General features: G+C 69.0%; 11 protein-coding genes. 10 read left to right on the forward strand and 1 reads right to left on the reverse strand.

The genetic code is table 11. From position 1 onward, the window contains the following. Positions 1 to 539 precede the first annotated feature (539 nt). Genes AB0M08_RS46395 through AB0M08_RS46425 form a run of 7 tightly spaced genes read left to right on the forward strand, consistent with a single transcriptional unit; the run spans position 540 to position 7845 of the window. Positions 540 to 1526, forward strand: a complete 987-nt coding sequence (locus AB0M08_RS46395) for a MurR/RpiR family transcriptional regulator (RefSeq protein ID WP_364508448.1) — start codon at positions 540 to 542, stop codon at positions 1524 to 1526. A gap of 24 nt (positions 1527 to 1550) precedes the next feature. Beyond that, the gene (locus tag AB0M08_RS46400) at positions 1551 to 2864 is read left to right on the forward strand and encodes an extracellular solute-binding protein (RefSeq protein ID WP_364508450.1); all 1314 of its coding nucleotides are present in this window, start codon (positions 1551 to 1553) and stop codon (positions 2862 to 2864) included. Between the two features lie 11 nt (positions 2865 to 2875). Further along, the gene (locus tag AB0M08_RS46405) at positions 2876 to 3808 is read left to right on the forward strand and encodes a sugar ABC transporter permease (protein ID WP_364508452.1); all 933 of its coding nucleotides are present in this window, start codon (positions 2876 to 2878) and stop codon (positions 3806 to 3808) included. Next, complete coding sequence (locus tag AB0M08_RS46410) at positions 3808 to 4644, forward strand: carbohydrate ABC transporter permease (protein ID WP_364508454.1); 837 nt, start codon at positions 3808 to 3810, stop codon at positions 4642 to 4644. Before AB0M08_RS46405 ends, AB0M08_RS46410 begins: the two co-directional genes overlap by 1 nt. Before the next feature lie 17 nt (positions 4645 to 4661). Continuing rightward, entirely contained in the window at positions 4662 to 6095 is a 1434-nt protein-coding gene (ngcE, locus tag AB0M08_RS46415) for an N-acetylglucosamine/diacetylchitobiose ABC transporter substrate-binding protein (protein WP_364508457.1), read from the forward strand. A gap of 13 nt (positions 6096 to 6108) precedes the next feature. After that, on the forward strand, positions 6109 to 6981 hold the full coding sequence (locus AB0M08_RS46420; RefSeq protein WP_364508459.1) for a sugar ABC transporter permease: 873 nt from the start codon (positions 6109 to 6111) through the stop codon (positions 6979 to 6981). 9 nt (positions 6982 to 6990) lie between these two features. Next, positions 6991 to 7845 (forward strand): carbohydrate ABC transporter permease, encoded by an 855-nt coding sequence (locus AB0M08_RS46425; RefSeq protein WP_364508462.1) that lies wholly within the window; start codon positions 6991 to 6993, stop codon positions 7843 to 7845. Here AB0M08_RS46425 and AB0M08_RS46430 read toward each other — a convergent pair. Further along, positions 7838 to 8242, reverse strand: a complete 405-nt coding sequence (locus AB0M08_RS46430) for a hypothetical protein (RefSeq protein ID WP_364508464.1) — start codon at positions 8240 to 8242, stop codon at positions 7838 to 7840. The two genes, AB0M08_RS46425 and AB0M08_RS46430, sit on opposite strands and share 8 nt — an antisense overlap. Before the next feature lie 39 nt (positions 8243 to 8281). Between AB0M08_RS46430 and AB0M08_RS46435 the strand changes: the two genes are divergently transcribed. The 3 genes from AB0M08_RS46435 to AB0M08_RS46445 form a co-directional block, all read left to right on the forward strand. Then, positions 8282 to 10087 (forward strand): CHAT domain-containing protein, encoded by a 1806-nt coding sequence (locus AB0M08_RS46435; RefSeq protein ID WP_364508465.1) that lies wholly within the window; start codon positions 8282 to 8284, stop codon positions 10085 to 10087. Between the two features lie 30 nt (positions 10088 to 10117). Continuing rightward, the gene (locus tag AB0M08_RS46440; RefSeq protein WP_364508467.1) at positions 10118 to 11761 is read left to right on the forward strand and encodes a bifunctional 3'-5' exonuclease/DNA polymerase; all 1644 of its coding nucleotides are present in this window, start codon (positions 10118 to 10120) and stop codon (positions 11759 to 11761) included. Positions 11762 to 11953: 192 nt separating this feature from the next. Further along, a partial coding sequence (locus AB0M08_RS46445; protein WP_364508469.1) for a homocysteine S-methyltransferase family protein occupies positions 11954 to 12114 on the forward strand: 161 nt, incomplete at its 3' end.

The following is a 12114-nucleotide window of genomic DNA, read 5'->3' on the forward strand; positions in this document are numbered from 1 at the left end:
TTTGGCTGGTGCTCAGGGGTGTGTCGAGCGGAGCGAGCCACCCCTGAGCACCAGCCAGGACCCGGGGCCGCGCTACGGCCGGGAGTGCGCAGCGCGCCGCGAGGGTGACCACTGGGAACAGCCCGGCGGTGCAAGCCGGGGCGTGTGTTGCACCTGGCCGGGTCCGCGAGGGCGGGGCGAGGACGGGTGCTGTTGGGGGCGGGGAGTCCCGTACCCGGGAAATATTTTTTGACCTTGTCTTTTGAGTGATGACGTGGCTTCGTCGTGTCACGGAAAGTGCCCGAACAGGGGAGCCGTACCTGACTGGTCGGCTATGGCCGGGTGGACCGAAACGGCTAGGGCAAATCGGGCGTTAGTCGGGCATGTGATGGCGGCCTCATCGTAAGGGTTGTTTCCGGATAGATGGCCGTCCCGGAGCGCCGTTGAATCGTCGCAGGTCAGGTAACGGTTTGAAAACTTCATCCACAGTCTTGACACAGGTGGGTCGTTAGTAAGAACTTTTACCGCGACAGTAAACAGTCCTTCCTGAAAGGTGTCCGATGGCTGAGCCGGAGAGGGACGGCCCCGCGCCGACCGCGATCGCCGACTCGCCGGCGGACCAGAAGGCGGACCAGAAGGCGGGCGAGAGGGCGGGCGAAAATCGGGTGAACGGCCTGGTCGAGGGCGTGTTGTTGCGGGTGCGGACGCTGCTGCCGGAGTTCACCGGGGCGCTCCAGCGGGTGGCCGAACAGGTGCTCGCCGACCCCGCCGCGGCCTCCCGGGCGACCATCGTGGAGCTCGCCGAGCGCAGCGGGACCTCGCCCGCGACGGTGACCCGGTTCTGTCGCGCGCTCGGCTTCGACGGCTACGCGGATCTGCGCCTCGGCATCGCCGCGGAGACCGGCCGGGCCCGCAGCGCCGGCTGGACCGTCGACATCGGCCGGGAGATCCGCCCGGACGACCCGCTGGAACGCGTGCTCGGCCAGATCATGGCGGCCGACACCCGGGCCATGCACGACACCGCCTCGCTGCTGGACCTGGGCGAGGTGGCGCGGGCCGCGGTGGCGATCGCCGCCGCGCCACGGGTGAACATCTTCGGCGCCAGCGGAAGCGCGCTGGTCGGCGAGGAGATGCAGTTCAGTCTGCACCGCATCGGCATCCCGGTGTGGGCCTGGACCGACGTGCACAACGGTCTGGCCAGCGCCGCGCTGTCCCGGTCCGGCGACGTCGCGCTCGGCATCTCGCACAGTGGCGAGACCGGCGAGACGATCGAGCTGCTCGCCGAGGCGAACAGCCGGGGCGCCACCACCGTCGCGCTCACCAGCTTCCCCCGATCCCCGCTGGCCGAGTTGGCGGACATCGTCCTGCTCACCGCCACCCAGGCGACCACCTTCCGGCCGGACGCGCTCAGCGCCCGCCACCCCCAGCTGGTCGTCCTCGATCTTCTCTACGTCGCCGTCGCGCAGCGGACCCACGAACGCTCGCATGCCGCGTTCCAGCGCACCGCGCAAGCGGTGCACGGGCACAAAGCGGCGAAGGACACCTGAAAAAGACACCCCTCGGGAGGAATCGTGAAGCGCAAGATCGCGGTCGCCGCAGCCCTCGCTGCGACACTGCTCGGCTCCGCCGCCTGCGGCTCCGGGAGCGATGACAGCGGCACCGCCTCGGCGAACGGCAAGGTCGACGGCACCGGCAAGACGGTGAAGGTCTGGCTGATGGTCGACGCCCAGAGCTCCTGGAAGGACGTCGTCGACGACGCGAGCAAGCGGTTCACCGCGGCGACCGGCGCCCAGGTGACCGTCGAGTACCAGCAGTGGGCGAACCACCTGACCAAGCTCGACGCGACGCTGGCCGGCTCGGACGTCCCGGACGTGGTCGAGCTCGGCAACACCGAGTTCTCCAAGTACGTCTTCAACGGCGGCTTCGCCGAGGTGAACAAGGCCGACTTCGAGAACTCCGACTCCTGGCTGACCGGCCTCTCCGGCGCCTGCGAGCTGGACGGCGAGTACTACTGCGTGCCGTACTACGCCGGTGCCCGCGTGATGATCTACCGCACCGACCTGTTCAAGGCGGCCGGCATCGAAGCCGCTCCGGCCACCTACGACGAGCTGCTCGCCGACGCGGACAAGCTGGCCGCCAAGAATTCCAGTGACGCCAAGTTCGCCCCGGTCTACATGCCCGGCCAGTACTGGTACGCCGCGATGTCGTTCGTGAAGTCCACCGGCGGTGACATCGCGAAGAAGGACGGCGACAAGTGGGTCGGCCAGCTCTCGCAGCCCGCCTCCCAGCAGGGCCTGCAGCGCTGGGTCGACCTGATCAAGAAGTACTCCAAGGCGGACGTGGCCAAGGACGAGAACGACCAGGCCGCGGTCTTCGCCCAGGGCAAGTCGGCGATCTTCTACGGCAACGCGTGGGAGCAGGGCTCGGCCGAGCAGACCAAGAAGGACCCGAACGACCCGAACTCCGCGCTGGTGGACACCAAGGTGAAGGGCAAGCTGGCGGCCGCGCCGATGCCGGAGATCCCCTCCTTCCTCGGCGGCTCCAACCTGGGCGTCACGCAGAAGAGCGCCAACAAGGAGCTGGGCGCGCAGTGGATCAAATACTTCACCGACTCCACCGCGATGAGCGGACTGGTCAAGGCCGGCGCCCTGCCGAACGCGACCGCACTGCTGGACAAGGCCGCCGCGGACAACCCGGCGATCGCCCCGGCCGCACTCGCCGCGAAGAACTCGTGGTTCCCGCCGAACGCGGACAAGTGGGCGGACGTAGAGAAGGCGAGTGTCCTGAAGACGATGCTCACCGATGTGCTCACCGGTAAGAAGACGGTCGCCGACGCGACCGCCTGGGCCGACGAGCAGATCAACGCGACGCTCAACGAGAGCTGAGAGACGTACTGATGCAGGCTGTCGAATCCGCCCCGGCGCCCCGGCCGCGCGGCCGGGCCCGGGACCGGGCCCCCTGGGTGCTGTCCGCGCCGGCGTTGATCCTGCTCGCGGGGCTGCTCGCCTACCCGCTGTACCGCATGGTCGTGCTCTCGTTCCAGAACATGCGGCTGCGGGAACTGCTCACCGGGCTCACGCCGCCGTGGGTCGGATTCGAGCAGTACCAGAAGGTCCTCACCGATGGGGAGTTCTGGTCGGTCACCGGCCGGACCGCGGCGTTCACCGTGGTCTCGGTGGCCTTCTCGGTGCTGATCGGGCTGGGTGTCGCGCTGCTGATGCTGCGCGTCGCCCGGTCCGTCCGGCTCCTGATGATCGTCGCGATGATGTTCGTCTGGGCCATCCCGCAGCTGGTGGCGGCCCAGGCGATCCGGTGGATGGTGGACGCCGACTTCGGGGTCGTGAACTACCTGATCGACAAGCTGCCCGGGGTGGACTTCGCGAACCACAGCTGGTTCGTCTCACCGTGGCAGGGTTGGCTGGTGATCACCGGGATGGTGGTCTGGGCCGGCATCCCGTTCCTGGCGATCACGCTGAGCGCCGGCCTCACCCAGGTGCCGCAGGAGATCCTGGAGGCGGCCACCGTGGACGGTGCCACCGGCGGGCAGGCGCTGCGGCACATCACGCTGCCGATCCTCAAGCCGCTGCTGACCATCGTCACCACGCTCTCGGTGATCTGGAACGCCGGGCTCTTCACGCAGAACTGGGTGCTGCGGGACAGCAAGCCGGAGCCGTACTTCCAGACGCTGGCGACCTACTCGTACTCGCAGGCGTTCGGCCAGTCGAGGTACAGCCTGGGCGCGGCGATCTCGGTGATCACCGTGCTGCTGATGCTCGGCGTGATGGTCTTCTACATCCGCCAGATGTTCAAGATCGGTGAGGTGGACTGATGCCGACCGTCGGCCGGAGCCGGTCAGGTTCGTTCGCCGCGAACACCGTGGGTGTCGTCTTCTCGATCGTGATGATCTTCCCGGTCTACTGGGTGCTCAACACCGCGTTCAAACCGGCGAACGAGGTGCTCAGCTACACGCCGTCGTTCTGGCCGGAGCACCCGACACTGGACAACTTCCACTCCGCGTTCCACGCGCCGTACTTCCTCCAGGACCTGCTCAACGGCGTGGTGATGACCGCGATCGCGGTGGCGGCGGCGCTGGTGGTCGGCTTCCTGGCGGCGCTGGCGATCGCCCGGTTCCGGTTCCACGGCCGCAGGGCGATCATCCTGATCGTGCTCGGCGTGCAGCTGGTGCCGTTCCTGTCGCTGCTCATCCCGCTCTTCCTCATGTTGCAGAAGGCACAGCTCACCAACAGTCTGATCGGTGTGGCCATCACCTATACGGTGCTGCTGCTGCCGTACACCGTGTGGACACTGCGCGGCTTCATCTCCGGCATCCCCCGGGAGCTGGACGAGGCCGCGATGATCGACGGCTGCACCCGGCCCCAGGTGTTCTGGCGGATCATCCTGCCGCTCACCGGCCCCGGGCTGGTGGCCACCTCGGTCTACGGGTTCATCCAGGCGTGGAACGAGTTCATCATCGTGAACACCCTGAACAGCCCGGAGAAGCAGAACCTGATGGCCTGGCTGCTCCAGAACCAGACCACGCGCGGTACCGCCTGGGGCCCCCTCATGGCCGGTGCGATCATCACGTCGATCCCCGTGGTGATCTTCTTCCTCCTCATCCAGCGCAACATCGCCACCGGTCTGACCGCGGGTGCGGTCAAGGGTTAAAGATGGAGATGACATCGATGTCTGAAAAATCACTTTTGGGTACGGATCGCCGCTCGCTGTTGCGCCGTGCCGCCGCCGTCGGCCTGCTCGCCGCGCCCGGGGTGAGCTTCCTGTCGGCCTGCGCCGGCTCCGGCGGGGACGAGCCCACCGAGCAGGCGAGCGGGACGAAGTCGGCGGAGAACCCGCTCGGCATCGACCCGGCGGCGGGCCTGGAGATCGTCATCTTCGACGGCGGCCTCGGTACCAAGTACGCGACCGATGTGGACACCCCGCTCTTCAACACCAAGTGGCCGAACGCGAAGATCGAGTACTCGGCCACCCAGCAGGTCGCCACCACGATCAAGCCGCGGCTGAACGCCGGCACCCCGCCGGACATGATCAACAACTCCGGCTCGGACATGATGGACTTCGGCGCCATCGTCAAGGCCGGGCAGGCCGCCGACCTGAGCGACCTCTTCGCCGCCCCGTCGCTGGACGTCGAGGGCAAGACGGTCGCCGAGACCCTGGTGCCGGGCGCGGTGCAGCAGGGCACGTACGACGGCAAGCCGTTCGCGGTGAACTACGCCTTCACCGTCTTCGGGCTCTGGTACAACAAGAAGCTCTTCGACAAGAACGGCTGGACGGCGCCGGCGACCTGGGCGGACTTCCAGGCACTCTGCGCGAAGATCAAGGCGGCGGGCATCGTCCCGTTCGGGTTCGCCGGCGCCAACGCGTCGTACTACATGGTCCGCGTGATCATGACGAGCGCCGCGAAGATCGGCACCGAGCAGGTGCTGAAGGACATCGACAACCTGAAGCCGGGCGCGTGGACCAACGACGCCGTGCTCCAGGCGGCCAAGGCGTGGGGCGAGATCGGCACGACGTACATCGACAAGTCGTACCTGGGTCTCAAGCACACCGAGGTCCAGCTGCAGCACGACCAGGACAAGCTGGCGATCTACCCGTCCGGGTCGTGGCTGGAGAACGAGCAGGCCAAGGACACCCCACCCACCTTCGAGTACGCCGTGATGCCGACCCCGAGCGTGACCACCGCGGACAAGCTCCCGGCCACGGCGATCAACGCGGCGGCCAGTGAGATCTACTTCGCGGCGGCCAAGGGCAAGAACCCGCAGGGCGCCAAGGAGTACCTGCGGACCATGCTCTCCAAGCAGGCGGCGCTGGAGTTCACCAAGCTCACCAAGTCGCTGACCGTGGTCTCCGGCGCGGCCGACGGTCTGACCATCTCGCCCGGGCTGACCAGCGCGAACGACGTACTCGGCAAGGCCGGCCAGGACGTGTTCATGGGCTACCTCTTCGACACCTGGTACAAGAAGCTCGACGAGGCCTCCCGCGAGGCGGCGAACGAGCTGATGTTCAAGGGCGGTGACGCGCAGAAGTTCTGCGACACGATGGAGGCCGCGTCGCAGGCGGTCGCCAAGGACTCCTCCATCACCAAGTTCACGCGGTCTTAGAAAGGTTCGCGCCATGCGGCACGGTAAGTACCCCTTCATCATCGGCTTCCTTGCTGTGCCGCTGGCGTTGTACCTGGTCTTCGTGGTCGGGGCCTACCTGCAGATGTTCCAGCTGTCCTTGACGGACTGGTCCGGCTTCGGCGGTTTCGAGTACGTCGGCTTCGACAACTTCACGAAGATGTGGGACGACCCGGTCTTCTGGGTCGCCCTGCGGCACAACCTCTACCTGCTGGTCCTGCTGCCGGTCATCACGATCGCGCTGGCGCTCTTCTTCGCGTTCCTGCTCAACGTCGGGAAGCTCCGGGGCAGCCGGGTCTACCGGGTGATCTTCTTCTTCCCGCAGCTCCTGGCCCTCGCCATCGTCGCGGTGATCTTCGGCCGGGTCTTCGGCCCGGACCGGAGCGGCATGATCAACGGCCTCTTCCCGGACTCCTGGGAGCCGCTGCTCTTCCTCGCCGACGAGCACTGGGCGCTCGCCTGCATCCTGGCCGTACTGGTCTGGCAGGCGGTCGGCTTCTACGTGGTGCTCTTCTCGGCCGGGATGAGCGCCATCTCCGAGGACATCTACGAGGCCGCCGCGCTGGACGGGGCCGGCAAGATCACGCTGTTCTTCCGGATCACCCTGCCGCTGCTCTGGAACACGCTGCAGGTCGCCTGGGTCTACCTCGGCATCGCCGCCTTCGACGCGTTCGCCCTGGTCAACATCATGTCGGTGAACCACGGCGGCCCCGGCGACGCGACCCAGGTGCTGAGCCTGCAGATCTACCTGAACGCGTTCCAGAACTCGCAGGCCGGCTACGCGTCCGCGCTCGGCGTGGTGCTCTTCTTCCTGACCCTGACGTTCGCCGCGCTGACCCTGCGGGTCACCCGGCGCGACACCGTCTGATCCGAGGCGATGACCGTGAAGCACCGTGACGTCAACCCGCTCAACGGGGTCGCACACCTCGCCCTCTTCCTGTGGGCGCTGGCCACCGCCGGCCCGCTGATCTGGGTGCTGCTGGCCTCCTTCAAGAACAACACCGAGATCTTCCTGGGGAAGCCGTTCGCCCTTCCTGAGACCTTCGACTTCGGTACGTACGCCGACGCGTGGAGTCAGGCGCACATCGGCACGTACTTCCTGAACAGCGTCTTCGTGGTCCTGGTGAGTACGGCCGGCACCATGCTGCTGGGCTCGATGGCCGCGTACGTGCTGGCCCGGTACCGCTTCCCCGGCAACCGGGCGATCTACTACCTCTTCGTCTCCGGGCTGGCGTTCCCGACGTTCATGGCGCTGGCCCCGCTCTTCGGCATCGTGCAGAGCCTCGGCCTGCTCAACACGTTCACCGGCCTGATCCTGGTCTACATCGCCTACTCGCTGTCGTTCACGGTCTTCTTCCTGGTGGCGTTCTTCACGACGCTCCCGCAGGAGATCGACGAGGCGGCGATCGTGGACGGCGCCGGCCACCTGCGCCGGTTCTTCCAGATCATGATGCCGATGGCGCGCTCCGGCCTGGTCAGCATCACCATCTTCAACATCGTCGGCCAGTGGAACCAGTACCTGCTGCCGGTGGTGATCATGCAGGGCGCCGGCGCCGACGCGAAGTGGGTCCTCACCCAGGGCATCGCCAACATCAGCACCCAGGCGGGTTACCACGCCGAGTGGTCCACCCTCTTCGCCGCCCTGACGCTCTCGATCCTCCCGATGATCGTGGTCTACGCCCTGTTCCAGCGCCAGATCCAGGCCGGCCTCACCGCCGGAGCGGTCAAGTAGCCCGTTTCCGGCCCCGGTACCAGACCTGCTCGTTGATGGTGAGGCTCTCCACCTCACCGAGGCCCCGGTCGAGCTTGAAGGCGATGCCGGCGTCGATCAGCGGCCAGGCCGCCGGCACGTCCTCGATCTCGCCGTCCAGCAGGTCCCAGGTCAGGCAGGCGGCACCGTGCGTGGCGAAGCCGCCCTCGTCCCCCGCGACCAGGGCGGCCAGCTCGCCGAGCAACCCGTCACGGTCCACCGTGATGTCCTGCATGTAGGGGGAGAGGAACGGCTCCAGGACCTCGAGGGGACTGAGCCCGCAGTGATGCCGGTCCAGCCGATAGCGGCCCAGCATCTCCAACTGGTCGAGCATGTCCGGCGGGAACCGGCGTCTCCGCCCGCGGAGGATCCACTTCACGTCGGCTACTGACGGACCCACAGTCCGTCAGTAGCCGACGTGAAGTGGATTTTCGAGAGGTCCCAGCAGGTCCGGGACGCGGTGCGAGAGGGTGACTTCGACAGCGCCGCCCAGATGCTGCTGGCCTGGTATCCGCTGGTGGAGATGGACGGCATCGAGGAGGAGCTGGTCCGTGATCGTGGCCGGGTCTTCCTCCTGGCCTGCATCGCGCCGATGAAGTGCACGGACTTCCTGGACCATCCACTGCGGCCGGAGGTCGAGCGTGCGCTGTGGGCCGTCGCGGACGAGCTGCGCCGCCGCCGTCACCTGATCGACCCCGACGAGGACGACCTGCGGCGGGTCCGGGAACTGGTCGGTCAGCATCATGCACTCCGGCGGACCGGGACTCCCGCCGTCATCCCCTGCCGCGGAGGGCTGAAACGGCAACGGCGTGCCTGGCAGCGGAGGTGGCGGCGAGCGCGGTGGGTGCCGGCCGCCATGCGAACCGACATCGGACTGGCCTGGATCACGTGGACACTGGTGGTCGGCGCGCCGGCGTTGATCGCCGAGGCCTATCACGCTCTGGTGCTGCATCTGCCGGCGGACGCGGCCACCAGGGAGGGCGACGACCGGATCCGGTTCCTCACCGCGGTGCAGGAGCACACCGAGGAGGCGGGCTACTGGCTGGCGAAGGACCGGCGCTACCGGGACGCGGTGATCGCGCTGGAGGTCGGCCGGGCGATCGTCACCAGCGGAACCACCGCGGTCACCTATCCGGATGTGACCGCGGTGACCGGGGACGGCAGCCTGGTCTACCTGGCCTCCTCCCATTCCGGCGGCTATGCGCTGATCGTGGCGGCCTGGCATGATCCGCAGTTCCTCGAACTGCCCGGCCTGAGCAGACAGGCGGTGGCCGGACTACTCGACCGCATCTCGGCCGGATCGAGCAGAGCATTGCGCGATCTCGCCCCGGTCGCGCCGGAGTCCGGTTCCCTGACCGACGTGCTGACGGATCTCTGGAACCGGGGCCTCTCCACGGTGGTGCACTTCAGCGGTCGCGGCCGGGTGATCACTTTCCTCCCGGTGGGCGTGATCGGGCTGCTGCCGCTGCACGCGGCGGGGCTGGCGGTCGCGCCCGATCTCCAGTTCTACATGGGTACCTTCTCGGCTGTCCGGTATGCGCCTAATGCCCGCGCGCTGCGGCGGAGCCGGGAGATCGTCCGGGAGCTCGGCGGGGAGCCCGGGGCGCTGCTCGCGGTCGATGTGCCGGACGGGGCCGGAGCGGCCGGGAGCCTGCGCCACGTCGGGCAGGAGACCGAGGCGGCGAGGCATCAGTGGGCGGGGGCGGTGACCGTACTCAACAACTGCACGTGGCCGAGGTTCCGGGAGGCCGCGCCCGACCACGGGGTCTGGCATCTGGCGTGTCACGGAGCGGCGGAGCCGCGATCGATCCTGGAGAGCCGACTGGTCTTCGCGGACCGTCAGGTGACCCTGCGAGAGCTGCGCGAGGTGTTGCCGTGTGGCCCGCGGCGGCTTGCGGTGCTCTCCGCGTGCGAGACCAACCTGTCCGATCCTGATCTGCCCAACGAGGTGGTCGGGATGCCCTCGGCGCTGCTGGAGGCCGGGTTCGCGGGCGTGATCGCCAGCTCCTGGAAGGTGGACGACCGGGCTACCGCCCTGCTGATGGCCGAGTTCTACCGGCAGTGGCGGGGTGCCGGGCACGAGCCCGCGGTGGCGCTCAACCGGGCGCAGAACTGGCTGCGCGCGGCGACCCGGGACCAGCTTCCGGGAGAGCCGGCCAGCGGCGGTGACCATCCCTACGCCGACCCGCGGTTCTGGGCCGCGTTCGCGTACACGGGCGCCTGAACTGTCGTACCCCCGGGTGACAATGGCGGGATGCTGGTGGCGGTGGTGCCCGATCCGGACGGCCGCGGCGGTCATCTGGCGGATCTGCCTGGGGAGACGCCGCCGGTCCACGTCGGCGACCTGGCCGTGGCGATCGCCGCGCGGGAGGCCGCCGACCATCCGCGCTGGCTCTGGACCGCGACGATGGACGTCTACCCACCGCTGCTGCGGGCCGGGGTCCGGGTGGCGCGCTGTCACGATCTCGAGCTGACCGAGGCGCTGTTGCTGGGCCATTCCGGTCACTGGGGTGAGCCGCGCGGCCTGCCCGCGGCGCTCGCCCGGCTGCGCGGGCTGCCGGTGCCGGCCGACCTGCCCCGGCCCGAGGCCGAGCCGCCGGGCTTCGCGCAGGCGGCGCTCTTCGAGGCGGTCGCGATGCCGGCCGCGGCGACCGTCGAGGATCTGCTCCTGGCGTACGCGGACCAGCGGCGCCGGATGGAGTCCACCGAGCATCCTGGCCGATTCCGATTACTCATCGCGGCCGAGTCGGCGGGAGCGCTGATCGCGGCCGAGATGGGGCACGCCGGGCTGCCGTGGCGCGCCGACGTGCACGACGAGGTCCTGCGCGAGCTGCTCGGCCCGCCGCAGCCGGTCGGCCCGCCGCGCCGCCTCGCCGAGCTGACCGCCGTGATCAACGGCGCGTTCGGCGTGCACGGCCTGCACCCGGACTCGCCGGCCGAGGTGGTCCGCGCCTTCGCCCGGGCCGGCATCCAGGTGCCGAACACGCGCCGCTGGGTGCTGCGCGAGGTGGACCACCCGGCGGTCGCGCCCCTGTTGGAGTACAAGGAGCTCTACCGGATCTGGACGGCGCACGGCTGGTCCTGGTGCGACGCCTGGGTGCGTGACGGCCGGTTCCGCCCGGAGTACATCGCGGGCGGCGTGGTCTCCGGTCGCTGGGCGGCCCGGGGCGGCGGGGCGCTCCAGGTGCCCAAGGTCGTGCGCCGGGCGGTGCTGGCCGACCCGGGCTGGCGGTTCGTGGTCGCCGACGCCGGTCAGCTGGAGCCCCGGGTGCTGGCCGCGGTCTCCGGCGACGAGCGGTTCGCCCAGGCCGCCGCCGCGGGCGACCTCTACGCCGCGCTCGCCACCGACTCCTTCGCCGGCGACCGGGCCAAGGCCAAGCTCGCCCTGATCGGCGCGATGTACGGCCAGACCGGCGGCGACGCGCTGCCCGCCCTGGCGGTGCTCCGGCGGCGCTACCCGACCGCTTTCGACTACGTCGAGGCGGCCGCCCGCACCGGGGAGAACGGTGGCCTGGTCCGCTCCTGGCTCGGCCGGACGTGCCCACCGGCCTCCGGGGCGGGGCGCGACGCCGGGCTCGACCCGCCGGACGAGGCCGCGCCGCCGCCCGGCCGGGCAAGGGGACGATTTACCCGTAATTTCGTGATTCAGGCCACGGCGGCCGAATGGGCACTGGTCATGCTCGCCACACTGCGTACGGCGCTGGAGGGCACGAAGGCGGAGCTGGTGCTCTTCGTGCACGACGAGGTGGTCGTACACTGCCCCGCTGAGCAGGCCGAACAGGTGGCCGATGCGGTCCGGGAGGCGGCCTCGACGGCCGGCCGGATGCTCTTCGGCGCCACCGCGGTGCGTTTTCCGCTGGACGTCTCAGTGGTTGGTTCCTACGCCGACGCGAAGTGAGAGAGTGGGTAAAGTCGGTGTTCCGGCCGAGAGGCGCTGCAGCGGGCTACCCGTCACGCTCGACCGGGGTACCAACCCGAACAAGGGCGCCTCCGACTCTCTCGGAGGTGTACCCACGTGACTGACACGGTCACCACGCTGCGCGAACTGCTCGCCGAGCGCGTTCTGGTGCTCGACGGCGCCTGGGGCACGATGCTGCAGGGTGCGAAGCTCACCCCGGCCGACTACCGCGGCGAGATCATCCCGGCGGACCACCCCAAGGACGTCACCGGCGACCCGGACCTGCTGATCCTGACCCGGCCCGACGTGATCCTCGACGTCCACCGGCAGTACCTGGCGGCCGGTGCCGACAT

This window comes from Actinoplanes sp. NPDC051851 (assembly GCF_040681165.1).
Classification (GTDB): Bacteria; Actinomycetota; Actinomycetes; order Mycobacteriales; family Micromonosporaceae; genus Actinoplanes.

Bases quoted from the DNA above. Each gene is read 5' to 3' on its own strand.
- AB0M08_RS46395 (WP_364508448.1), top strand. From the start codon at position 540: ATGGCTGAGCCGGAGAGGGACGGCCCCGCGCCGACCGCGATCGCCGAC.
- AB0M08_RS46405 (WP_364508452.1), top strand. From the start codon at position 2,876: ATGCAGGCTGTCGAATCCGCCCCGGCGCCCCGGCCGCGCGGCCGGGCC.
- AB0M08_RS46410 (WP_364508454.1), top strand. From the start codon at position 3,808: ATGCCGACCGTCGGCCGGAGCCGGTCAGGTTCGTTCGCCGCGAACACC.
- ngcE (WP_364508457.1), top strand. From the start codon at position 4,662: ATGTCTGAAAAATCACTTTTGGGTACGGATCGCCGCTCGCTGTTGCGC.
- AB0M08_RS46420 (WP_364508459.1), top strand. From the start codon at position 6,109: ATGCGGCACGGTAAGTACCCCTTCATCATCGGCTTCCTTGCTGTGCCG.
- AB0M08_RS46425 (WP_364508462.1), top strand. From the start codon at position 6,991: ATGACCGTGAAGCACCGTGACGTCAACCCGCTCAACGGGGTCGCACAC.
- AB0M08_RS46440 (WP_364508467.1), top strand. From the start codon at position 10,118: ATGCTGGTGGCGGTGGTGCCCGATCCGGACGGCCGCGGCGGTCATCTG.